Source organism: Streptococcus infantis (assembly GCF_047463635.1).
Taxonomy (GTDB): domain Bacteria; phylum Bacillota; class Bacilli; order Lactobacillales; family Streptococcaceae; genus Streptococcus; species Streptococcus infantis_W.
Window position 1 is genome coordinate 109,184 of record NZ_JASHDL010000002.1, and the last position, 23,924, is coordinate 133,107.

Genomic DNA, 23,924 nt, shown 5'->3' on the forward strand with positions numbered 1-23,924 from the left:
TTTAAAGGAATCTGCTAAATCAAGGAGATTGGACAAAACAAGATGATTAAGTTAAAAGCATTTTTACTATCGCTTGTGCTCGTAATTGCGACACTTGCCCTTTTAAATGTGACATATGTCAAGAAGGTTGATGATTATTATAAAGTCAAGGACAATAGTATTCGCTACAGCACTTCTTATGAAAAGTATAAAAGTAGGGATATTCTAACAAATAATATCACTCCCAACACACTAGTTCTACTGGGTTCCTCAGAGTTAGTTGCGACGGTAAAGGAAGATTACCATCCTAATAAAATTTTTAACTACAATGATTTTAATATCATGCAGATAGGAACCAGTTATTCTCAAAATATCATTCAAGCTACAACCTTGGGCTCGATTGAAGGAGCTATGAGTAAGCGAAAAGTAGCCATCGTAGAGTCTGTTCAATGGTTCGAAAAGGATGGAACCCATCAAGATGCTTTTTTAAATAAGGCTTCTCAGGAACACATTTTTCACATGCTAGATAACGAGAAAATCAGTAAGGAAACCAAAGAAAAACTGATCAATCGCATTATTGAGATTACCAAAGGGAATAAACAACAGAACGATATCTATAAAAAGTATAAAAGCTACTTTATAGAAGGAAAAGGAACCATTGTTGATAAAAAACTATTGGAGTTAGATAACACGATTTATTCCTTTAAGCTTAAACGAAAATTCTATGAAAATCATGCCAAATCAGATTATCCTTCATTAGGAGATAAAACACCTGACTATAATTGGGAGCAGCTGACAGATCAATTTGTAGCAGAAGTTAAAAAGAAAACAGACAACAATGATTACGCTGTGGATAACAACTATTACAATACTTATTTGAGAGATCGCTATGCTTCATTGAAAGATTCTAACAAAGATTTGAGCTATCTGGAGTCACCAGAGTATTCAGATATGGAACTCTTCTTGACAGTTGCTAAGGAATTGGGAATTGAAGTTGAAGTTATTATACTCCCAGTAAATGGTAAGTGGAATGATTACACAGGTGTTTCACGAGAAATGCGTGAAGAAACTTACAAAAAAATAGAAAATGTTGCCAAAAGCCATGGTGCTACTGTGTTAAACTATGGAAATAAAGAGTATGAAGATTACTTTTTATTTGACGTGATGCACGTTGGGGTGAAAGGATGGATGGAAGTTGAAAAAGAACTTTACAAATTTGCAAATGAAACTAACTGACACACAACGTTTACTATTGTGGACCTTGTTTTTCTACACGGTTATTTTAAGCATCGTGATTTATTCTCTTGTCACAGATTTTTCAAACATCCAAGAATTTATTTACAGTGAATTTTAAATATTTCATTAAAAAAGCCCCTTGTCTCAAATAAATATTAGAGACAAGGAGCTTTTTTGTTACTGTTTATGTGTTAATTTCTTGCTAAGGGCTTGTCCGATCAAGGCACCAAGTAGAGCACCGATAAGGACGCTTGCTACAAAGAGAAGGATGGTAGTGAGATTTGGTGCAACCATGATGCGATCGATATAGTCCTGGGATTTTCCGCGAGCTACGAGAGTTGCGATATAGGCTTGAGGAGTTATCCACATAAGTAGGATGGGACCTGTAGTACCAAAAGCAAAAACTAGGAAGGAAAGAAGGTTCTTGACCTTATCTTTGTAGTTGCCAAGATGAGCAATGCCATCTGCTGCAAGACCGCAGATGATTCCTGGCAGAAAGGCACCAGCACCATGCTTACTAGCTAGGAAAAATAGAGAAATTACAAGTCCAATCGTAGTAATCGCTCCAAAACGAGGCACTTTTTCTAAAAGGATCATATAGACGCTACCGCCCACAAGAGCAGAAAAGGCAGGGGCGTAAAACATATTTCCAGTGTGGTCGACAAGGTTTCCTAGTAGAACCCCTATTCCGATGCAGAGAAAGTAGACAAGAGCAGCTACAAGGGTTGTCAAGATATTCTTTTTCATAAGTTCTCCTTCGTATATCTGATGTTATTCATTGTATCATGCCTGGCTCAGATTGTAAATGCTGGCGTGGAACTAGTATTTATTAGGAAATGTGGTAAAATAGGAAAAAATAAAAGACGAGTGGTAAGAGGATGAAGAATTTAGGAAAAGTTTTTAAAGAGTTAAGGGAGTCCAGAAAAATCTCCTTGAGAAAAGCAACAGGTGGTCGCTTTTCAGCATCCTTATTGTCGCGTTTTGAAAATGGTCAGAGTGAAATATCTGCTCCAAAGTTAATCACAGCTTTGGAGAATATTCATGCGAGTATGGAAGAATTGTTATTTTTGGCGAGAGGTTTTCATCAGGATGCCTATTCTGAATTTAGAAACAGGATGTTTGAGGCTATCGACCCTCAAGATTTGACATCCTTGCGCACTATCTACCAGAGAGAATATCAACAACTTCCTTTTTCAAAGGATAAGCAGCAACACATTCTCAATGCTATTTTGATAAAATCCTATATGAAAGCTATTGATGAGACGGTTACATTGACCTTTGAGGAAGAAAGAGTCCTACATGATTATCTATTCTCTGTTGAAATTTGGGGACTCTATGAACTTTCGTTCTTTTCTTCCTGCTCTCCTCTTTTATCAGTTCAGCTTTTGACAAAGTATACTCGGGAAATGTTGCGGAAGTCAGATTTCTTGCAAGGAGTGGGGAAAAATCGGAATATGATGCACACCTTGCTCCTCAATGGTTTTATGGCCTGTATTGAAGTTGATGATTTTACCAATGCCCTCTATTTCAAAAAACAAATTGAAGAGAACTTCTTTGAAGAAAATGAAACCTATTTTCGAATAGTCTACCTATGGGCAGAAGGTTTGCTTGATAGTAAGCAAGGAAGAGCGGAGGAAGGACAGAGAAAGATGGAGGACGCTGTCCGTATTTTTGAAATGATTGGTTGTAGCAAATCTGCAGATTATTATAGAAGTGCCATAGAGTATTGAGTATTTGCAACTAGATAAATTAATACTCTTCGAAAATAAAATTCAAACTACGTCAGCTTCGCCTTGCCGTACTCAAGTACAGCCTGCGGCTCGCTTCCTAGTTTGCTCTTTGATTTTCATTGAGTATAAATTAAAACGATAGGATTGTGAAGATACTGATTAGCATTAGATAAATTCTATCGGTTTCGTTATTCGTTTAATCTGTTGCATATATTCAAAAAAGTGTTCTCAAGGGCTTCTTGATGCTATACTAGAGCTACCATAAAAGTAGAATGTGAGAAAGAAAGGAATCTATATGAAACTATTACTAAGAAATCAAGCATACAGAGTTTTGAGCTTATCACGATTTTTCAATGCTTTTGGTGCTTCCATTTTTAATTTAGTATTTGTGGTCTATGCCTCGACTTTGCCAGAGGCTTCTGTTGCCGTTGCTATGGCGAATGTTGTGATGATGCTTCCAACTCTTTTTACAGTTTTTGTGGGAATTCGGGCAGATTATACCAAGGACAAGGTCAAATGGATGACCTATGTCGGTTTATTTCAGGCGGTTTTATTTTTTCTAGCGGCCCTAGTTGTTCAGCAAGCTAGTTTCTTTGCCTTTTCGACCCTTTACCTCATCAATGTCCTTAGTGATGTAGCCAGTGATTTTGCTGGTGGTTTGCGAATGCCTCTCGTTAAAGAAAAGGTAGCAGAGTCAGATCTGATGGAGGCCTATTCCTTTTCTCAGTTTATTACCTACATCTCTGCGATTGGCGGCCAAGCTTTTGGAGTTTGGCTATTAGGGGTGTCAACACAGAACTTTTCGCTCGTAGCGGGAATCAATGCCATATTTTTCCTAGTGTCAGCTCTCATTCTCTTTTTAGGAAGGGCTGAATTAAGCTTATCAACTCCACTTGTTGATAGTAAATCACTGAAAAATGAGAAACTTTCTATCAAAGATCAATTTTTAACGATTTACCGAAACTTACGTCTCGTTTTTCTTAAAAGTGGACAGAAAAACTTTGGTTTTATGCTCTTTGCTATCTTGATTATCAATGCTTTGGGTGGTGCCTTAGGTGGTATCTATAACATCTTCCTTTTAAATCATTCCTTACTGAATTTTTCCTACAAGGATGCCTTGTTTATCTTACAATTGATTACCTTATTAGCAGTTATCATCAGTAGCCTTACGGGCAATGATTATTTTGGGAAGCAATCTCTGCCTAGATTGATGATGTGGGTTACATTAGGAGCCAGTCTAGTTGGTCTATCTAATTTGTTAAACCAAGTCTTGCTCGGGATGCTTTTCGTCTTTTTTACCATGTATGTTTCTGGGAAAATTTCTCCAAAAATTAGTGCTCTGCTCATGAAAAATCTTGCTCCAGAGGTTCTCTCTCGTACCAGTAATTTTTTAGGTTTGTTGTTTACTCTATCTATACCAGTGGGGACAGCCTGTTTTTCACTGGTGGCAGTATGGGATATACAGTTAACATGGGCTCTGTTTGTTGGACTTTCCTTGCTTGCGATTCTCCTAGCTAGTCTTAATCTCAAAAATGAAATTTAGGTGTTAGTCTTCTTTTCACACTGTCCCAATCCCTTCATTTATGGTAAAATAGGACTATTAAGTTATAAAGAGGATTCCCTATGAAATTACAAAAACCAAAAGGAACGCAGGATATTTTACCTGCTGAGTCTGCCAAATGGCAGTACGTTGAAGGCTTTGCGCGTGAAATCTTCAAACGCTACAACTACGCAGAAGTACGTACCCCAATTTTTGAGCACTACGAAGTCATCAGTCGTTCTGTTGGAGACACAACTGATATCGTAACCAAGGAAATGTATGATTTTTATGACAAGGGTGACCGTCATATTACCCTCCGTCCAGAAGGAACAGCGCCCGTTGTCCGTTCCTATGTGGAAAATAAACTCTTCGCCCCAGAAGTGCAAAAGCCAAGTAAATTCTACTACATGGGCCCAATGTTCCGTTATGAGCGTCCACAGGCAGGGCGTTTGCGCCAATTCCACCAGATTGGTGTGGAGTGCTTTGGATCTAGCAATCCAGCTACCGATGTGGAAACAATCGCTATGGCAGCTCATTTCTTGAAAGAAATCGGCATCCAAGGTGTCAAATTACACCTCAACACGCTTGGAAATCCTGAGAGCCGTGCAGCCTACCGCCAAGCCTTGATTGATTATTTGACACCGCTCAAGGAGACCTTGTCTAAGGATAGCCAACGTCGCTTGGAGGAAAATCCTCTCCGTGTTTTGGACTCTAAGGAAAAAGAAGACAAGGTGGCAGTAGAGAATGCGCCGTCTATCTTGGATTTCCTTGATGAAGAAAGCCAAGCCCACTTTGCTGCTGTCCGTCAGATGCTGGAAAATCTTGGAGTAGATTACATCATCGATACCAATATGGTTCGTGGTTTGGACTACTACAACCACACGATTTTTGAATTCATCACTGAGATTGAGGGCAATGCCTTGACAGTCTGTGCAGGTGGTCGCTACGATGGCTTGGTTGCCTATTTTGGTGGTCCTGAGACTGCTGGATTTGGTTTTGGACTTGGTGTAGAGCGTCTGCTTCTCATCCTTGAAAAGCAAGGTGTGTCTCTCCCTATCGAAAACGCCCTAGATGTCTATATCGCCGTTCTCGGTGAAGGAGCAAATCTTAAAGCCTTGGAGTTGGTACAAGCTCTTCGCCTACAAGGTTTCAAAGCAGAGCGTGATTACCTCAACCGTAAACTCAAAGCGCAATTCAAGTCAGCCGATGTTTTTGCTGCTAAGACTCTTATCACTCTTGGAGAGAGCGAAGTCGAAAGCGGACAAGTGACAGTCAAGAACAACCAAACTCGCGAAGAAGTTCAAGTTTCACTTGAAGCAATCAGCCAAAACTTCTCAGAAATCTTTGAAAAATTAGGATTTTATACTCAATGAAAATCAAAGAGCAAACTAGGAAGCTAGCCGCAGGCTGTACTTGAGTACGGCAAGGTGAAGCTAACGTGGTTTGAATTTGATTTTCGAAGAGTATTAATAACAGATAAACTGGTCAGGATCTTACTCCTGACCTTTTTCTTTTGCAAAATGACAAAAATACTAAACTTTTTGACAAATATGATTGTCAAAAAGAAAAAGATGTGTTACAATGAAATCAAGTTAAGAAATAAAGAACTAGGAGGGGACCACATGTGGGTATGGATTTTTTTTCCTTTTCTCGTCTTGATTTATAGTAGTCAATCTAAAAAAATCAAGCGGTTAGAGAAGAGGTTAAAGGTAATCGAAAGAAAAGAGAAAGGAAATATAGATATGTCAAGATTATTGCAAGAATTAATTGGGAAAAAACCAACAATCGTTGGACAAGTGTTTGGAACAAATTTATGGGAAGTTGTGGATATTGATGAGGAATGGGTCAAACTACGTCATGTTGATAAAAATGGGAAAGAAAAATTCAAGTTGCAACGTATTGAGGATATCCAAGCCGTTGAATTTGACGGAGAGTAGGTGTGTAACATGCAACTAAAAAATCGTCTAAAAGAGCTTCGGGCTCGCGATGGCCTGAATCAAACAGAGCTGGCCAAACTAGCTGGCGTGTCCAGGCAAACCATCAGCTTGCTTGAACGGGATGAGTATACCCCATCCATCGTCATTGCCCTGAAGATTGCCCAGATATTCCATGAGCCAGTCGAATCGGTATTTCGCTTAGAGGAGGATGAGTGATGAACAAGTATAAAGTGATTTATTATGTAGTTGCCCTAGCTTTATTAGTCAGCGTATTTCTACTGATTGGGATGGACCTCGGCTGGTTTAATCCATATCAAAGCGACCAATTTGTTTGGGCCTACTTTGCTCTCATACCAGTAGTTGAATGGATTGAAAAGAAATCAAAAGGTTTAGAAGTTGTAAGAGGAGAAAAATTATGAAAGAGTTTTTAGCAGGATTTCAAGTAGATACAGAACAAAAAGAACTTGCAGGTGTCTGTGCAGGTTTAGGAAATTATTTTAATATCAAGACTAACGTCATCCGTTTGGTAGCCATTTTGCTGTTTCTTTGGTCAACAGAGTTTGGGATTTTAACAGTCATCCTATATGCTTATCTAGCAGGCTGGCTTGGGAGAGATCCTTTAGGAGAAGGGGCGAAAAAAGCAAGGAACCAAGCTATTCTCTTGTTTGCTGTTTGTTTAATTTTAGTATCACTTGGAACAGAGGGCTTGACAGCAATTTATGAATCAGGTAAAGTCTTTGGTCAGTGGTTAGTTGGATTAGTTTAGAGGGGGATGAAAATGAAAAAGAAACGTGGATTATTATTATTTTTAGCAGCTGTTGTCTTTGGAGGGTTCTTGGGCGGTTTTGTAGGGATGTTTAAGGCACGTGCCGAACCCTACGAAGTTATTTTAGATGTAAAAGTCTTGATACCCTGGATATCAGCTATTTGTTTACTGATAGGTTTCATTAGCATTCTTTTAACTTTCAATTTCTTAAAGAAAAGCAGAAAATTTCACTCCTTGTATCAAGAGGAAATGGATGATGATCTGAATGAAAGCTATTATGTGCAAATGTATCGGAATCTTGAGTTTGGAAGTATTGCTTTTAATAGTGCAAGTGTAGCGATTTTATTGGCTCTCTTCATTTCAGCAAGTGAAGTGGTTATACTAAATAGAAGCAATCTAACCTTATCTCTTTCTTTTTTGGCATTAGTGTTGACTTTTAATGCTCAAAAATATTTTTATAAAACCATTGCGATTGTTCGCCAGTTTGATATGGTATTTTTCTCTATGCCAAAGGATATCTTAGGTTATGTCAATTCTTGCGATGAAGGGGAGCGCCAGGCTAATTTGGAACAGAGTTTTCGGATTTTATTCCAATTACATCAGTATGTCTTGCCAGCTTTGTACTTTCTGATTGCTCTCTTTTCTTTACTGACAGGAGAGATTCAGTTACTAGCCTTCTTGTTTGTCGGAGCAATCCATATTTATATCAATGTGATGCAGTTACCTATGGTGAAACGTTATTTCAAATAGGAAAGATCACTGAAACTACTTAAGGTTATTGACTAGTTTAGATAGAGGTCAGAAAATGAATAATAATCGTAGATGGTTGAGAGTAGTAATGTGTATGTTAAGTGCTTTTGTAGTAGCCTTTGCCTACACTCTTAGAGGGATAGTTGAACAGATTCAAATGGAACAAGTCTTACCTACTATTTATGGAATCGCTCTTGTTATTGGAGGAATTTCCTTCATCTTAGCCATGTATTATCTTGGCAAAAGTCGTGCAGTTTATACTCTTTATCAAAGGGTGGCAGAGGAAGAAGATAGTGATCAGACCTATGTAAGAGCCTATCGTTACTTAGATTATGGTTCGGTTTCTTCAAATGTTTTGATGATAGCAATGATGATCAGTGGGATCATACTGATTTCTCCGATATTTAAGAATACCTTGCTAATTCTTCCTGCTCTTATTCTATTATGCTTATACATTATTGTTGCCAATTACTTGTTGCGAACTATTTTTATCGTTCGACACTATAAACTGTCTGTTTATTACACTCCAAAAGATATTTTAGCATATCTTAACAGTTATGATGAGGGAGAAAAGCAGGCAGAGATGGAAAGTGCCTATTTAACTCTGTTTAGGTTGAATCAGATTTTACTGCCATCACTCTATTTTTTATTGATAGTATTATCAGTTGTTTTACGAGAAATACAAGTGGTTGCCTTAGTTCTTTTAGTCGTCATTCATTTTTATATAACTATCGCACAATTAAGAAAAACAAAACGTTATTTTAAATAGGAGTCTTTTATGAAAACACTTAAAAACATTGGCTGGTTTGTTCTTGCTTTCTTATCATTTTTGTTTATCTACGGTTTTATTCAGACTTTACCTCTGATTGCTCTTGGTTCAGGTGCACCTATAGTCGGTGTTCTTCCGCTTTATATTCTATTAGCAGGAGCTTTTACCTTCTTAACATACAAGTGGTATAAGACAGGAACTGTTACGATAGAAAAAACGGGCCTTAACAAATACATCTGGTTGCCTGCCTTGGTATGGGTCCTTATCATTGTTGTACAAAATTTCTTACCAAATGATCCATCTGTCAGTCAACAGACGGCAGAACAATTGACTCATAATCAACCTCTCTTCTCTTTCTTCATGATTGTTGTCTTTGCACCCCTGACAGAAGAGTTGACCTTTAGAGGTCTGTTAGCTCGTTATGTCTTCCCTCAGCAGGATAACGTCAAGCAGACAGTACTCTTTCTTCTTGTAAGTACTATCATTTTTGCCCTTGTTCATTTCCCTGGCACTCCTCAACAATTCCTAGTGTATGGTTCCCTCGGTTTGAGCTTGGGCTTGGCATATATCAGCAAAGGTGGTTTGGCATACAGCATTGCTTTACATGCTTTAAATAATTTAATCGGATTTTTAATGATTCTCATGCTATAATAGACTCAGGAGGAAGTCATGAAACGAGTGATATTATTAGCAGTGATTCAGGCAGTTGTACTCTTCTTCATTATTGGAGCGCTTGCCTATGCTTTTAAAGGGGATTTCTTTTATAACCATCTAGCAGTTATCTTTGCACCAATCGCAGGTATTATGCGATTTGCGACAGCCTATGCAACGGAGATTGTTCTCCCTAAAAAGGCTGCAGAGATTGCTGAAAAGCGAAAAAAATAAAGAAATACCAAGTAAAATAAGGTCCAGCGAATGATTTTGCTGGATTTTTTCATTTATAGCAGGATTCTTCTCAACTTTTCTGATGATTTTCATGAAGAGCCTGCGCTTTTATGGTAAAATAGTAACAGAATAAAAGAGGAGAGAAAACATGAAACGTAGTATGTATGCTGGTCGTGTTCGTGAGGAACACATCGGACAAGAAATTACCTTGAAAGGATGGGTAGCCCGTCGTCGTGACCTTGGTGGTTTGATCTTTATCGATCTTCGTGACCGTGAAGGAATCATGCAGTTGGTTATCAACCCAGAAAAAGTATCTGCAGAGGTGATGGCAACAGCTGAAAGCCTTCGTAGTGAATTTGTCATCGAGGTGACTGGTCAAGTTGCTGCACGTGAGCAAGCCAATGATAAGTTGGCGACTGGTGCAGTTGAATTGAATGTAACAGCTCTTTCTGTACTTAACACAGCCAAAACAACACCATTTGAAATCAAGGATGGCATTGAAGCGAACGATGATACGCGTCTACGTTACCGTTATCTTGACCTTCGTCGTCCAGAAATGTTGGAAAATCTTAAACTTCGTGCCAAAGTAACACATTCTATCCGCAACTACTTGGATGAGTTGGAATTTATTGATGTGGAAACGCCATTCCTTTCTAAGTCAACACCAGAGGGGGCGCGTGACTATTTGGTGCCTTCTCGTGTCAATAAGGGTCATTTCTATGCCCTTCCTCAAAGTCCGCAGATTACAAAACAGTTGTTAATGAATGCGGGATTTGACCGTTACTACCAAATCGTCAAATGTTTCCGCGATGAAGATTTACGTGGAGACCGTCAACCTGAGTTTACACAGGTCGACTTGGAAACTTCATTCCTTACTGAGCAAGAAATTCAAGATATCACAGAAGGTTTGATTGCGCGCGTGATGAAGGAAACAAAAGGCATCGAAGTAACACTGCCATTCCCTCGTATGAAGTATGATGATGCCATGGCTCTTTATGGTTCTGACAAGCCTGATACTCGTTTTGAGATGTTGCTTCAGGACTTGACAGAAGTGGTCAAAGGTGTTGACTTTAAAGTCTTTTCAGAAGCACCTGCTGTAAAAGCCATTGTGGTCAAAGGAGCTGCGGACAACTATTCACGTAAAGATATCGACAAGATGACCGAAGTAGCCAAACAGTACGGTGCCAAAGGTCTTGCTTGGGTCAAGGTTGTTGATGGAGAATTAAACGGACCAGTTGCGAAATTCTTGACTGGTATCCAAGCAGAATTGACTGCAGCACTTGGTCTTGAAGATAAGGATTTGGTTCTCTTTGTGGCTGATACGCTTGAAGTAGCCAATGCAACACTTGGTGCCCTTCGTGGACGTATTGCTAAAGAACTAGGCTTGATTGATCAGGATAAATTTAACTTCCTTTGGGTTGTTGACTGGCCAATGTTTGAATGGTCTGAAGAAGAAGGGCGTTATATGAGTGCCCACCATCCATTTACCCTTCCTCAAGCAGAAACTGCTCATGAGCTTGAAGGTGATTTGGCTAAGGTTCGTGCCATTGCCTATGATATCGTCTTGAACGGTTATGAGCTTGGTGGTGGTAGTCTTCGTATCAACCAAAAAGAACTCCAAGAACGCATGTTCAAAGCTCTTGGTTTCTCAGCTGAAGAAGCCAATGACCAGTTTGGTTTCCTTTTGGAAGCTATGGACTATGGTTTCCCACCACACGGTGGTTTGGCTATCGGTCTTGACCGTTTTGTCATGTTGCTCGCTGGAGAGGAAAATATCCGCGAAGTCATCGCCTTTCCTAAGAACAATAAGGCAACTGACCCAATGACGCAAGCACCATCAACAGTAGCTCTTAAACAACTAGAGGAACTTAATCTACAAGTAGAACAAGATGAAACAAACGAAACTAACTAAAAAGTGGTACCATTATCTTCGCCGCTTTGCTTATCGAGTAAGGATTTTGCGTGTTTTACAAAGTATTTCTCGAGAAAAATACGATGAAAAAATCTCAGCTTCTCTGGTATATGGTTTTCTATCAGCAGTAGCCGTCAATTTCTTTTTCCAACCAGGGCACGTTTATTCAAGTGGTGCGACAGGTTTAGCTCAGATTATATCTGCCCTTAGTAACCACTGGTTTGGTTTTCATTTCCCGATTTCAGTAGCCTTTTATGCCATCAATATTCCTCTCATGATTTTGGCCTGGTATCAAATTGGGCATAAGTTCACGATTTTTACCTTTATCACGGTATCCATGAGCTCGCTCTTTATCCAGTTTGTGCCTGTGGTGGTCTTAACAGAGGATCCCATCATCAATGCCCTTTTTGGGGGTGTTGTCATGGGATTGGGGATCGGCTTTGCTTTACGTCATAACATCTCCAGTGGAGGAACAGACATTGTCAGCTTAACCATTCGTAAGAAGACTGGTCGTAACGTCGGAAGTATCTCTTTCTTGGTTAATGGTACAATCATGTTGATTGCAGGAGTGACCTTTGGTTGGAAATATGCCCTTTATTCCATGATTACCATCTTTGTCTCAAGTCGTGTGACAGATGCAGTTTTCACCAAGCAAAAACGCATGCAGGCCATGATTGTTACTAGCAATCCAGATGCCGTCATTGAGAAAATCCATAATAAATTGCACCGTGGAGCAACCATGATCCATGATGCTGAAGGAACTTATAATCACCAGCGTAAGGCTGTTTTGATTACGGTTATCACTCGTGCAGAGTTCAATGATTTTAAATTAATCATGAAGCAAGTTGATCCAACAGCCTTTGTTTCTGTTTCAGAAAACGTTCATATCCTAGGCCGATTTGTCGAGGTCGAAAACTAAAGATTTCAGGACATCTTCAAATTCCATTAGTGATACCTTGCTCTAGTTTACTAATAGTTATTTGTAACAATGAATAGAACGAAAAACCCAACTCTTGAACACATTGTCAGAGTTGGGCTTTTTTATTTTTCAACGATTTTGTGGGCAATCACTTGACGATAGCAGATTTGACGATTTTCTTTGGTATCGCTGATGATTTGCAGGATGGTTTCAAATGAAGTACGTCCCAGAGAGAGGCTATTGATATCCACATAGGCCGCTAGGTTTAATCTTGGATTAACAGAATCAAAGCTGAGTACAGGGATATTGAGATTGTGATCGTTGAGGTAGTTACAAACACCTTCAGCTAAGAGGCTATCTGTTGTAATGATGGCATCAGTTTGAGGATCATGTTTGAAGAGACGTTTACTAAATTTATATCCCTTTTCTTCAAGAAATTCATCTGCAAAGAAGGTACGTTGACTATCAAGAGGAAGTTTGTGTTCTTGAAGGGCTTGTTCGTAACCTGTTAGACGATCCTGCGTAACGTAGAGTTTCTTGGCTCCACCGATGAAAGCGATTCGATTACATCCTTTCTTAATGAAGTATTCGGTTGCATCAAAACCAGCTTGAATATTATCGTTGTCAACAAGTGGAATAAAAGGGGACAAGGATTTTCCAAGGATGAGGAAAGGAAATTGTTCTTCTGAAACTAATTTTACCAAGGGATCATTTTCTTGGGCATACAAGAAGATAAGACCGTCTACACGCTTTCCATAGACCATCTGTGAAATTGCATTTAAGCGTTCTTTTTCATCTTTTCCAGTTGCAATCTGGATGGCATAGTGATTTTCTGAAGCAACTTGTGCAATACCACGTAGGACAGAAGGAAAGAAAGGATTTTGATAGAAGGCATCGGAGTCGTCTGGAAGAACTAAACCAATGACCTGCGTATAACTACTAACCAAGCTTCGGGCATTGAGGTTAGGATGATAATTGAGCTCTTTCATTGTCTTACGAACTCGTTTTTTAGTCTCATCGCTAATGGTTGATTTATTTTGAATAACACGGGTTACGGTTGAGGGTGAAACCCCTGCAGCCTTGGCCACGTCTTTAATCGTAACAGGCATAATAATCTCCTACTTATGGTAGTCTGGATCACGGAAATGCGTTTTGTAAAAGATAGTGACCAGGTATAGAACAAATAAAATGTTTTGAACAGTAATTAAAGTTGCCATATTTTGGCCTAGGAGACCGAGAATCATGGCAAGTAAGGTTGGTAATCCTAAACAGTTCAAAATGAAATGATAGCACTCTTTATAGCTTTTAAATGAAAAGAGACGTGATTTTTTCGTAAAGTAGAGCAAGAGGCTAGAACCTAGAGAAACGATGAAAAAATTAAGTCCAAAGAGGAAGCTAGAACCTAACACAAGAAAGAGACTAACATAGACACGATTCTGTTGATACCAGTCTTTAGAAATGGCTTGTGTTAAGCTTTCCTTGCTCTGGAAGCTCTCGGTCGTGATCGCATGATAGCGAATACTAGTCAATTCTTTTCCTTGCTTACTGATGACGAGTTGCTCAGGTTCAAAGTTAAGAAGTAGTTCCTCAGGAAAGTTTGCACTAGAAGCGTCTCCGATTTGAACAGAAACTTGATGAGGAGTTGAACCCGTATAGCTTAGCTTCCCGTTATTAATCTGAGTATTTGCAGCTAAATCTTGTACGACATCGTCCGTCAGAGGAGCATAGACATCATCGATGAAGGTTTCTAAAGGATAGGTGTCCTGAGAGTTGTTCTGGATGGCAATAGGAACCATAGACAAGCTAATCAAGAAAATACTGGTAAAAATCAGTTGAAACCAATTTAGACCAAAACGATGAGAGAGGGGCTTACGGAATCCCCAAATACTATTAAAATAAGAAAACGGATATGGTAACATAAATCTCTTTCTATAGGCATTTTTCTATACGAGTATTATATAGAGAAATGGGTTTTATTTCAAGCAGGGGATACGAATCCTTGTTGAAAGTAGACTATTAATAAAATTTATCAACTAACAATGAGGGGATTCTCAATAATCTCTTGTTTCTCACCAGACTATATAAGCATTAGTTTATACTCAATGAAAATCAAAGAGCAAACTAGGAAACTAGCCAAAGGCTGTACTTGAGTACGGCAAGGCGACGTTGACGCGGTTTGAATTTGATTTTAGAAGAGTATTAACAATGAAAAAGGGTGGCGGGGGTATATTACCCCTTGTCGCCACCGCTTGTAAGTCCTGAAACGAAGTTCTTTTGTAAGAAGAAGAAGAGTGTACAGATTGGAAGAGCGATGAGGATAGCACCTGCTGAGAAGTAGGCAATCTTCAAGTTCTTCGCATTGTTGACGAAGGTTTGGAGACCAACGGCAACTGTAAAGTATTCTTTCTCACGAAGCAAGAAACTAGAGAGGATATAATCTCCGAAAGGTCCCATGAAGGCCCAGAGTGCTTGTACAGCAACCATTGGACGAACGAGAGGGAGAACGATTTGCCAGAAGCGGCGGAAGTGTCCTGCACCATCCAGTTTTGCAGATTCATCGAGAGACATTGGCACGGTGTCAAAGTAACCTTTCATCAACCAAGCGTTCATAGGGATACCACCACCTACATATAGGAAGATGAGGAACCAGCTATGGTTAAGGGCATTTAACATGAGGGCCATAACGAAGAAGGCAGTCAAAGCAGCCATTGTTGGCACCATTTGGATAATCAAGAAGAAGACCAAACTTTGTTTACGAGCCAAGAAGTTGTAACGGCTGTAAGCATAACCAGCAAGCACGATAATACTTGTCTGAACGACCATAGTGATCAAAGCGATGATCAAAGTATTAAGGTACCAGGTACCGTACAAGGTTTCTGTAAAGAGCCCTTTGAAGTTATCAAGACTAAAGTTGACATTGCTGTCGAGTTTAAAGGCCACAACGTTACCAGCCTTGAAGGCAGACATAATCGTGATTAAAAGAGGATAGATAATGACGATTGAAAGTCCGATCAAGTAGAGGTAAGTGAGGGTTTGAGTCAGTCTACGTTTTAGTTTGATTGAGTTATTCATCTTAGACGTCCTCCATATCAAATGCGTGTAGTTTCTTGAAGGCAATCATAGAAATAGAGATGACGATGATTGAAATAATCAAGGTAACGGCAGCTGCCATAGAGTATTGTGGAGCTGTACCTGTTGTCAAACGGTAAATCCATGAGATCAATATATCGGTTGAACCAGCTCCACCACCGACACTACCAGGACCACCACCATTGAAGAGGTACATGATAGAGAAGTTGTTGAAGTTGAAGGTGTATTGGCTAATCAAAGTAGGTGCCGCAACAGCCAAGATCATTGGGAAAGTGATGCTGCGGAATTTTTGCCAAGCGTTTGCACCGTCGATATAAGCTGCTTCATACAAGTCGTTTGGAATAGACTGTAGGATACCGAGAGTAAGGACATAGATATAAGGGAATCCAAGCCAACCTTGCATCATAATCAAGGCAACCTTAGTCCAAGTAGGGTCTGTTTTCCAAGGGATGAGTGCCCCATCGAGGAATGGAAGAACTTTAGCAAAAAGTGGCAAAACTTGAGTATTGATAGCACCAACACTATCGTTAAACATGTTTGAGAATGTCAAGATAGTGATGAAGGCTGGAACTGCCCAAGGCAGAAGGAAGATAACACCAAAGATACGTTTTCCTTTGATGAATGGTTGGTTAGCAATAATAGCTGTGAAGATACCGATTACAATCTGTAAAGTTGATGCAGACAAAGCCCAGATAATAGTCCAAGAAAGAACGGCGCCAAAGGCTGAACGGAAGGTACTCAAGCTCCAGATATTTGTGAAGTTGGTCAATCCAACCCAGTCCAACAATTTATTAGGTGGTAAATGTTGGAAATCATAGTTAGTAAAGGCAATCATCAAGGTTACAATAACTGGGAAGATGATGGCAAATGTCATGGCAACGTAAGATGGGATAATGAGCAAGTATGGGAATCCATTTTCATAGATACCTTTAATCATATCCTTAAGTGTCAATGGGACAGGGATGCCATTATTGATACGTTTTGCAATGGTATGAGCATCTTTAATATTGAGAATATAAAATGCTAGATAAACAATTACAAAAATAGAGTGAAATGCACCACGAATCAACATAAAGAGAGAGTTGTCACGGCCAGGTTTTTCACCGAGTGTGATCAAGTTGCTCAATTCAGGTGCTGCAAGTACTATAAAATAGAGGACAAAAGCTAATGTTACAGCAAGGAAGATAAAACCTTTGGCTTTTTGTTTGTTATAGATTTGCCCCAACCCAGGAATCAATGAAAGCAAGGCTGCTTTTCTTGGTTGTTGTTCCATGAGTACTCCTTTCATAAGATGTGAACGTCAAGCTGAGTTCTGTTAATATCTAAAAATCAAGGGGGATAAGTTTTAAATCCCCCTTGAATCAATCAATTAGTTACCAAATTTTTGTTGGATTGTTTCTTTGATCAATGTTACAGCATCATTTGCAGCTGTTTTAGCATCTTTCTTACCGCTTACAGCGTCAAAGAGCATTGTTTTAGCTGGGTCCCAAACTGTTGACATTTGAGAGATGTTTGGCATTGGTTGAGCGTTCTTGAACTGTTTGATAACAGCAGTAGTCAACTCATCGTTTTTACCTTCAGCGTAAGTACGAGCTTCAGTGTTAGCTGGGATTTCGTTTGTTGCATCGTAGAATGCTTTTTGTTGGTCAGTTGAAACAAGGAAGTCTACGAATTTTTGAGCTCCTTCAAGGTTCTTAGTGCTTGATGGGATGATCCAAGCTTTACCACCACCAAAGGCTGCGTAGTTTTTACCGTTTGGAAGAGTTGGGATAGTTGCAACACCGTAGTTTACTTTAGCATCTTTGAATGCTTGAGCTTTCCAAGGTCCATCAATGATAGCAGCTGTTTTACCTTCTTGGAATTGAGTTTGGATCAAGTTTCCAGCACCTTCAGTATCTTGCATACCTTTAGGCCATTTGTCATACCAAGTTTTAGCATAGTTGATACCTGCAATAGCACCATCGTTAGCAAGACCAATATCTTTAGGGTCTTTACCGTTTTGTCCAAACACGTAGGCACCGTTACCAGCAAGAAGTCCATATGCGTAGTAGAAGTTAGTCCAGTCAGCTAGGAAAGCAGTAGTTTTTCCGTCTTCACCAGCGAAGGCATATTTGCTATCTTTAGCAAGTTCTTCCAAGTCAGCAAATGTCTTAGGAGCTTCTTTCACTAAGTCTTTGTTATAGTACATAACAAGTGACTCGATAACGGCTGGAGCCCCATAAACTTTACCACCAACAGTTACAAGAGATTTAGTAGTATCGTCTGTTTTAGCACCGTCACTCAAAGTAACTTCTGAAAGTTGTCCGTCAGTACCAAGGCTACCTACACGGTCGTATGGTGCCATCATGACGTCAGCAGCTTTACCTGATTGGTTATCAAGTGAAAGATTGTCAAGTCCACCTAATTGGTCCCCTGTTTTAATAGTAACTTTTACACCAGCTTCTTTTTCGTAAGCTTTGGCAGCTGATTCTGCAAAAGCTTTATATTGATCTTCAACGTAGAAAGTGATTTCTTTCGCTTCTGATGAACCAGAGTCAGCAGTTTTATCAGCAGTTTTGCTTCCACAAGCTACTAAAAGTAAGCTAGCAAGAGTAGCAGTACCAAGTACAGCTGCGCTCTTCATGAATTTAGTTGACATAGTGTATTCCTCCTAAAGAATAACAAATTTTGATTTCAAGGAAACGCAAACGTTTTCTCTTATGAACTTAGTATAGCACAAACAGAAAACGGTTGCAAGCGTTTTTTGAAAAAAATTTAAAAAGCTTGTAACTGGTTAATCTCTAAAATTGGTTATATAATAGGAAGGAAAGGATGAAATCATATAAATTTCAATTCAAGAATAATTTAAGGGAAACGTTTGCATAGTTTGTAGATGTTTTTGTAGAGGTGAAAAAATAAGAATATAGTTTTTTAAAAAAGCTATAAAGTAAATAAATTGAAAAGTTTTTTGTTGAAACGCTTGCATTTCTTTTTGAAATGGGTTATACTTTACTTGGCGCAAACGTTTGCGCTTGTAAAAATGAAATATTTAACTACAAACACTTGAGGTGCTATTATGAAAAAACGTCAAAGTGGTGTGTTGATGCACATCTCATCACTTCCAGGGGCTTACGGAATCGGATCATTTGGTCAAAGCGCCTATGATTTCGTTGACTTCTTGGTTCGCACTAAGCAACGCTACTGGCAAATCCTTCCATTGGGAACAACTAGCTATGGAGATTCTCCTTACCAATCATTCTCAGCTTTTGCAGGTAATACTCACTTTATCGATCTTGATATCTTGGTGGAGCAAGGTCTGTTGGAAGCAAGTGATCTTGAAGGTGTGGACTTTGGTAGCAACCCAACTGAAGTTGACTACGCTAAAATCTACTATGCACGTCGTCCACTTCTAGAGAAAGCTGTCAAACGTTTCCTTGAAGTCGGAGATGTCAAAGACTTCGAAAAATTTGCTCAAGAAAATCAATCATGGCTTGAACTATTTGCAGAGTATATGGCTATCAAGGAGCATTTTGATAATCTTGCTTGGACAGAATGGCCAGATGCAGATGCCCGTGCTCGTAAAGCTTCAACTCTTGAAAGCTACCGTGAGAAATTAGCTGACAAGCTTGTTTACCACCGCGTAACCCAATACCTTTTCTTCCAACAATGGTTGAAATTGAAAGCATACGCTAACGAAAACCACATCGAGATTGTCGGTGATATGCCAATCTATGTAGCGGAAGATTCAAGCGATATGTGGGCAAATCCACACCTCTTTAAAACAGATGAAAACGGGAAAGCAACTTGCATCGCAGGATGCCCACCAGATGAGTTTTCTGCGACTGGTCAGCTTTGGGGTAACCCAATCTATGACTGGGAAGCAATGGATCGCGATGGTTACAAATGGTGGATTGAACGCTTGCGTGAAAGCTTTAAGATTTACGACATCGTGCGTATCGACCACTTCCGTGGATTTGAGTCTTACTGGGAAATTCCTGCGGGTTCTGAAACAGCGGCACCTGGTAAATGGGTGAAAGGACCTGATTACAAACTCTTTGCAGCTGTTAAAGAAGAACTTGGTGACTTGAACATCATCGCAGAAGACCTTGGATTCATGACTGATGAAGTCATCGAGCTTCGTGAGCGCACTGGATTCCCAGGAATGAAAGTCCTTCAATTTGCTTTCAATCCAGAACACGAAAGTATCGACAGCCCACACTTGGCACCAGCAAACTCAGTTATGTATACAGGAACACACGATAACAACACTGTTCTTGGTTGGTACCGTGATGAGATTGATGATCCAACTCGTGAGTATATGGCACGCTATACTAACCGTAAAGAATACGAAACAGTGCCACACGCTATGCTTCGTACAGTCTTTTCATCAGTAAGTTTCATGACGATTGCAACTATGCAAGATTTGCTAGAGTTGGATGGTTCAGCTCGTATGAACTTCCCATCTACTCTTGGTGGAAACTGGTCATGGCGTATGACAGAGGAACAATTGACTCCTGCTGTCGAAGAAACTTTGCTTGACTTGACTACAATTTATCGCCGAATCAATGAAAATTTGGTAGAATTAAAGAAATAAGACATTATCAGGAGACACAAAAATGTTACCATTAAAAGAATTTGTACAAAATCGTTACAATAAATCTATCGCAGAATGTAGCAATGAGGAGCTTTACCTTGCTCTTCTTAACTACAGCAAACTAGCAAGCAGCCAAAAACCAGTCAACACTGGTAAGAAAAAAGTTTACTATATCTCAGCTGAGTTCTTGATTGGTAAACTCTTGTCAAACAACTTGATTAACCTTGGTCTTTATGACGAAGTTAAAAAAGAACTTGCTGACGCAGGTAAAGAGTTGATCGAAATCGAAGAAGTAGAATTGGAACCATCACTTGGTAATGGTGGTTTGGGGCGTTTGGCAGCCTGCTTTATCGACTCAATCGCTACACTTGGATTGAATGGTGACGGTGTTGGTTTGAACTACCACTTTGGTCTTTTCCAACAAGTGCTTAAAAACAACCAACAAGAAACTATTCCTAACGCTTGGTTGACTGACCAAAACTGGTTGGTTCGCTCAAGTCGTAGCTACCAAGTGCCATTTGCACACTTTACATTGACATCTACTCTTTACGATATCGATGTACCTGGTTATAAAACTGCTACTAAAAACCGTTTGCGTTTGTTTGACTTGGATTCAGTTGATTCTTCAATCATCCAAGATGGTATCGACTTTGACAAGACAGATATCGCTCACAACTTGACTCTTTTCCTTTACCCAGACGATAGCGACAAACAAGGTGAATTGCTCCGTATCTTCCAACAATACTTCATGGTTTCAAACGGTGCTCAATTGATCATCGATGAGGCAATCGAAAAAGGAAGCAACTTGCATGACCTTGCTGACTATGCAGTTGTCCAAATCAACGATACTCACCCATCAATGGTTATCCCTGAATTGATCCGTCTTTTGACAGCACGTGGTATCGAGCTTGATGAAGCAATCTCTATCGTTCGTAGCATGACTGCCTACACTAACCACACAATACTTGCTGAAGCCCTTGAAAAATGGCCTCTTGAATTCTTGGAAGAAGTGGTTCCTCACTTGGTACCAATCATCAAAGAATTGGACCGTCGAGTTAAAGCAGAATACAAAGACCCAGCTGTTCAAATTATCGATGAGAGCGGACGTGTTCACATGGCTCACATGGATATCCACTACGGATACAGTGTTAACGGGGTAGCGGCACTTCATACTGAAATCTTGAAAAATTCTGAGTTGAAAGCCTTCTATGACCTTTACCCAGAAAAATTCAACAACAAAACAAACGGTATTACTTTCCGTCGTTGGCTCATGCATGCTAACCCAAGATTGTCTCACTACTTGGATGAGATTCTTGGAGATGGTTGGCACCATGAAGCAGATGAGCTTGAAAAACTCTTGTCTTATGAAGATAAAGCAGCTGTCAAAGAAAAATTGGAAAGCATCAAATCTCACAACAAACGTAAATTGGCTCGTCACTTGAAAGAACACCAAGGTGTGGAAATCAATCCAAACTCTATCTTTGATATCCAAATCAAACGTCTTCACGAGTACAAACGCCAACAAATGAACGCTTTGTACGTGATTCACAAATACCTTGACATCAAAGCTGGTAACATCCCTGCTCGCCCAATCACAATCTTCTTTGGTGGTAAAGCAGCTCCAGCCTACACAATCGCTCAAGATATCATCCACTTGATCCTTTGCATGTCAGAAGTGATTGCTAACGATCCAGCAGTAGCTCCACACTTGCAAGTAGTTATGGTTGAAAACTACAACGTTACTGCAGCAAGCTTCCTTATCCCAGCATGTGATATCTCAGAACAAATTTCACTTGCTTCTAAAGAAGCTTCAGGTACTGGTAACATGAAATTCATGTTGAACGGAGCTTTGACTCTTGGTACTATGGACGGTGCTAACGTGGAAATCGCTGAGTTGGTTGGAGACGAAAACATCTACATCTTCGGTGAAGATTCAGAAACTGTTATCGACCTTTACGCTAAATCAGCTTACAAATCAAGCGAATTCTACGCTCGTGAAGCTATCAAACCATTGGTTGACTTTATCGTGAGCGACGCTGTTCTTGCAGTTGGTAAGATTGAACGCTTGGAACGTCTTTATAACGAATTAATCAACAAAGACTGGTTCATGACTCTTCTTGACTTGGAAGATTACATCAAAGTGAAAGAGCAAATGCTTGCTGACTACGAAGACCGTGACGCATGGTTGGATAAAGTTATCGTTAACATTTCTAAAGCAGGATTCTTCTCATCTGACCGTACAATCGCTCAGTATAATGAAGATATCTGGCACTTGAACTAAGATATACAATTTAATAGTTATTACACTATCTAGCAAAAAAGCGAGTTTCAATTGAAATTCGCTTTTTTTAATGTTGTGGATTTGAGGGTGACTGGTCTCAAAAGAAAAAATAATTTGTCAATAATTTCTAGACTTAAAAATCAGACCTAGAGAACACTAAGAAGGCTGGTTGTATTACCTTTAAACCTCAGGTTCTTATTAGCTGTTACCTCAAATTTCTTGTATTCGTTTACAAACAGTATTATAATAGTATTATAGTAAAGAAAGAAGGTGTTCTTATGTGGAAAAAATATTTTTCAAAATATAAATGGACTGATTTATTTTGGATTCTTCTTGTAATTTGGTCATGCCTTTATGTGGGTAATAGTTCTTCGTTTCCACTGACTCATCAAGAAATCTCTTTTCATGGATGTTGTTATGGGGCATCACTTGCCTTATATCACTTGCTATTTATTGATAAATTTGTCATTTCAAATCGAAAATAAATGGAGAGGTCAAAATTTTTTATACTTTTCGGAAAGACAGTGAAAAATCGTGTTTTAAACCCGCATCTCAAGAAGAGGTGCGGGCTTGGTTTTATCTCATAAACTAGTTTACAGGGCTTTCCCGACAAGAATCTCTGCTTCGATGGTGATCTCTGTCAGTTGGCTCCAATCAATCTTGCTTTGGTTAACGTGAAAGAGGAGGGGTGTCATGCTGAGCAGGGCTTGGCGTTGCTCTGCTGTGATAGACTTGGTCAAGGAAGCAATCTGACTAGATTGGATGCTGAAGTGTTCTTGGAAGTGTTTTTTGATATCTTGGTTTGAATAATCCTTCTTTGTCAGCTGGTCTTGTACCTTCTGACGGATTTCCTTGAGGTGATTTTTAGTTGGAATAACCTTTATCAAGATACCGTCTTTGGATAAAACGCGACGAAATTCTCCGTAATTGGCAGGGGAAAAGAGATCAAGTAAGATATCCATACTGGCATCTTGCAGAGGAAGGCGAGAAAGGTCCCCAACGAACCAATTGACTGCCCAGTTGGGTTCACTCTTGGCAGCGATTTGGACGGAATCTTTGGAAATATCAAAGGCATAGAAGGTTTTGTCAGGATGACTTTCTTGGAGTTTGCGAGAATAGAATCCTTCGCCACAACCGATATCTAAAATTGTTTTGGCATTTTTTGAGTTTGAAAGTAAATCAGAGACGGCCTCTAAAATAGCTTGATAAAAGCCAGCTTCTAGGATTCGTTGACGGTTTTGAAAATTTTCCTTGTCGTAATTAGCGGATTGCTTGATTTGAGGGGCTAGATTGACATAGCCGAATTTTGCCAGGTCAAAAGAATGCCGATTCTCACATTTAAGACTAGATTCTACCAAGGTCAGATTTTCTCGACAGATAGGACAGGCAAAGGCAGTCGCAGAAGCGAAGCGCTGGAGTTTAGGTTTGAGGTTTGTATTCATAGTTTAAGTGTATCAAAAGAGGCAAATGAAAGCAACTTTAGGAATAAGTAGATGGGAGATTCAGTAGAAATAAAACTAATTCTCCAATTTATAGAATAAAATTGCTTTTATATCT

24 protein-coding genes are annotated in these 23,924 nt (G+C 39.5%); 17 read left to right on the forward strand and 7 right to left on the reverse strand.

The window, feature by feature from the left end; all coding sequences use genetic code 11:
- The first annotated feature begins 42 nt into the window (after positions 1-42).
- Complete coding sequence (gene dltD, locus QM867_RS02260) at positions 43-1,215, forward strand: D-alanyl-lipoteichoic acid biosynthesis protein DltD (protein WP_414315067.1); 1,173 nt, start codon at positions 43-45, stop codon at positions 1,213-1,215.
- A 177-nt stretch (positions 1,216-1,392) separates the two neighbouring features.
- Here the strand turns inward: dltD and QM867_RS02265 are convergent, their stop codons facing one another.
- A complete protein-coding gene (locus tag QM867_RS02265; protein WP_414315068.1) occupies positions 1,393-1,962 on the reverse strand; it encodes an MptD family putative ECF transporter S component in 570 nt (189 codons plus the stop codon).
- 131 nt (positions 1,963-2,093) lie between these two features.
- On the opposite strand from QM867_RS02265, the gene QM867_RS02270 reads away from it, so the two are divergent.
- The 13 genes from QM867_RS02270 to QM867_RS02330 all read left to right on the forward strand — a co-directional run bounded on the left by QM867_RS02270 (position 2,094) and on the right by QM867_RS02330 (position 12,423).
- A complete protein-coding gene (locus QM867_RS02270) occupies positions 2,094-2,945 on the forward strand; it encodes an Rgg/GadR/MutR family transcriptional regulator (RefSeq protein WP_414315069.1) in 852 nt (283 codons plus the stop codon).
- A 295-nt stretch (positions 2,946-3,240) separates the two neighbouring features.
- Positions 3,241-4,488: a transporter gene (locus QM867_RS02275; RefSeq protein ID WP_414315070.1), complete on the forward strand. Its 1,248-nt coding sequence runs from the start codon at positions 3,241-3,243 to the stop codon at positions 4,486-4,488.
- Positions 4,489-4,568: 80 nt separating this feature from the next.
- Positions 4,569-5,858: a histidine--tRNA ligase gene (hisS, locus tag QM867_RS02280; protein WP_414315071.1), complete on the forward strand. Its 1,290-nt coding sequence runs from the start codon at positions 4,569-4,571 to the stop codon at positions 5,856-5,858.
- Positions 5,859-5,954: 96 nt separating this feature from the next.
- The gene (locus QM867_RS02285; protein ID WP_414315114.1) at positions 5,955-6,422 is read left to right on the forward strand and encodes a hypothetical protein; all 468 of its coding nucleotides are present in this window, start codon (positions 5,955-5,957) and stop codon (positions 6,420-6,422) included.
- A 9-nt stretch (positions 6,423-6,431) separates the two neighbouring features.
- Complete coding sequence (locus QM867_RS02290; protein WP_049508780.1) at positions 6,432-6,638, forward strand: helix-turn-helix transcriptional regulator; 207 nt, start codon at positions 6,432-6,434, stop codon at positions 6,636-6,638.
- Complete coding sequence (locus QM867_RS02295) at positions 6,638-6,841, forward strand: hypothetical protein (protein ID WP_414315072.1); 204 nt, start codon at positions 6,638-6,640, stop codon at positions 6,839-6,841. The genes QM867_RS02290 and QM867_RS02295 overlap by 1 nt, the downstream gene beginning before the upstream one ends.
- Positions 6,838-7,188, forward strand: coding sequence for a PspC domain-containing protein (locus tag QM867_RS02300; RefSeq protein WP_295498334.1), 351 nt, complete (start codon positions 6,838-6,840; stop codon positions 7,186-7,188). Before QM867_RS02295 ends, QM867_RS02300 begins: the two co-directional genes overlap by 4 nt.
- A gap of 12 nt (positions 7,189-7,200) precedes the next feature.
- A complete protein-coding gene (locus QM867_RS02305) occupies positions 7,201-7,938 on the forward strand; it encodes a DUF3169 family protein (RefSeq protein ID WP_414315073.1) in 738 nt (245 codons plus the stop codon).
- Positions 7,939-7,993: 55 nt separating this feature from the next.
- A complete protein-coding gene (locus QM867_RS02310) occupies positions 7,994-8,707 on the forward strand; it encodes a DUF3169 family protein (protein WP_414315074.1) in 714 nt (237 codons plus the stop codon).
- A gap of 9 nt (positions 8,708-8,716) precedes the next feature.
- The gene (locus tag QM867_RS02315; protein ID WP_153224585.1) at positions 8,717-9,358 is read left to right on the forward strand and encodes a CPBP family intramembrane glutamic endopeptidase; all 642 of its coding nucleotides are present in this window, start codon (positions 8,717-8,719) and stop codon (positions 9,356-9,358) included.
- An 18-nt stretch (positions 9,359-9,376) separates the two neighbouring features.
- Positions 9,377-9,592: a hypothetical protein gene (locus QM867_RS02320; protein WP_060955102.1), complete on the forward strand. Its 216-nt coding sequence runs from the start codon at positions 9,377-9,379 to the stop codon at positions 9,590-9,592.
- A 148-nt stretch (positions 9,593-9,740) separates the two neighbouring features.
- Positions 9,741-11,504 (forward strand): aspartate--tRNA ligase, encoded by a 1,764-nt coding sequence (gene aspS / locus QM867_RS02325; protein ID WP_153224584.1) that lies wholly within the window; start codon positions 9,741-9,743, stop codon positions 11,502-11,504.
- Positions 11,482-12,423, forward strand: a complete 942-nt coding sequence (locus QM867_RS02330; protein WP_315640302.1) for a YitT family protein — start codon at positions 11,482-11,484, stop codon at positions 12,421-12,423. Before aspS ends, QM867_RS02330 begins: the two co-directional genes overlap by 23 nt.
- Positions 12,424-12,545: 122 nt before the next feature.
- On the opposite strand, the gene QM867_RS02335 is transcribed toward QM867_RS02330, so the two are convergent.
- The 5 genes from QM867_RS02335 to QM867_RS02355 form a co-directional block, all read right to left on the reverse strand.
- Complete coding sequence (locus tag QM867_RS02335; protein ID WP_281335257.1) at positions 12,546-13,532, reverse strand: LacI family DNA-binding transcriptional regulator; 987 nt, start codon at positions 13,530-13,532, stop codon at positions 12,546-12,548.
- 9 nt (positions 13,533-13,541) lie between these two features.
- Positions 13,542-14,342 carry a DUF1189 domain-containing protein gene (locus QM867_RS02340; RefSeq protein ID WP_414273095.1) on the reverse strand — a complete coding sequence of 267 codons (801 nt, stop codon included), beginning with the start codon at positions 14,340-14,342 and terminating at the stop codon, positions 13,542-13,544.
- Between the two features lie 310 nt (positions 14,343-14,652).
- Positions 14,653-15,495 (reverse strand): sugar ABC transporter permease, encoded by an 843-nt coding sequence (locus tag QM867_RS02345; protein ID WP_045613887.1) that lies wholly within the window; start codon positions 15,493-15,495, stop codon positions 14,653-14,655.
- A 1-nt stretch (position 15,496) separates the two neighbouring features.
- Entirely contained in the window at positions 15,497-16,786 is a 1,290-nt protein-coding gene (locus tag QM867_RS02350; RefSeq protein ID WP_414276416.1) for an ABC transporter permease subunit, read from the reverse strand.
- A 96-nt stretch (positions 16,787-16,882) separates the two neighbouring features.
- Positions 16,883-18,151 carry an extracellular solute-binding protein gene (locus tag QM867_RS02355; RefSeq protein ID WP_075232327.1) on the reverse strand — a complete coding sequence of 423 codons (1,269 nt, stop codon included), beginning with the start codon at positions 18,149-18,151 and terminating at the stop codon, positions 16,883-16,885.
- 417 nt (positions 18,152-18,568) lie between these two features.
- Between QM867_RS02355 and malQ the strand changes: the two genes are divergently transcribed.
- From malQ to QM867_RS02370, 3 genes are all read left to right on the forward strand, one after another.
- Positions 18,569-20,086, forward strand: coding sequence for a 4-alpha-glucanotransferase (gene malQ, locus QM867_RS02360; protein WP_414315075.1), 1,518 nt, complete (start codon positions 18,569-18,571; stop codon positions 20,084-20,086).
- Positions 20,087-20,108: 22 nt separating this feature from the next.
- Positions 20,109-22,367 carry a glycogen/starch/alpha-glucan family phosphorylase gene (glgP, locus tag QM867_RS02365; protein WP_414315076.1) on the forward strand — a complete coding sequence of 753 codons (2,259 nt, stop codon included), beginning with the start codon at positions 20,109-20,111 and terminating at the stop codon, positions 22,365-22,367.
- Positions 22,368-22,645: 278 nt separating this feature from the next.
- Positions 22,646-22,852, forward strand: a complete 207-nt coding sequence (locus QM867_RS02370; RefSeq protein WP_083301321.1) for a hypothetical protein — start codon at positions 22,646-22,648, stop codon at positions 22,850-22,852.
- A gap of 108 nt (positions 22,853-22,960) precedes the next feature.
- Here the strand turns inward: QM867_RS02370 and QM867_RS02375 are convergent, their stop codons facing one another.
- Positions 22,961-23,809 (reverse strand): putative RNA methyltransferase, encoded by an 849-nt coding sequence (locus tag QM867_RS02375; protein ID WP_075232330.1) that lies wholly within the window; start codon positions 23,807-23,809, stop codon positions 22,961-22,963.
- Between the last annotated feature and the right edge of the window lie 115 nt (positions 23,810-23,924).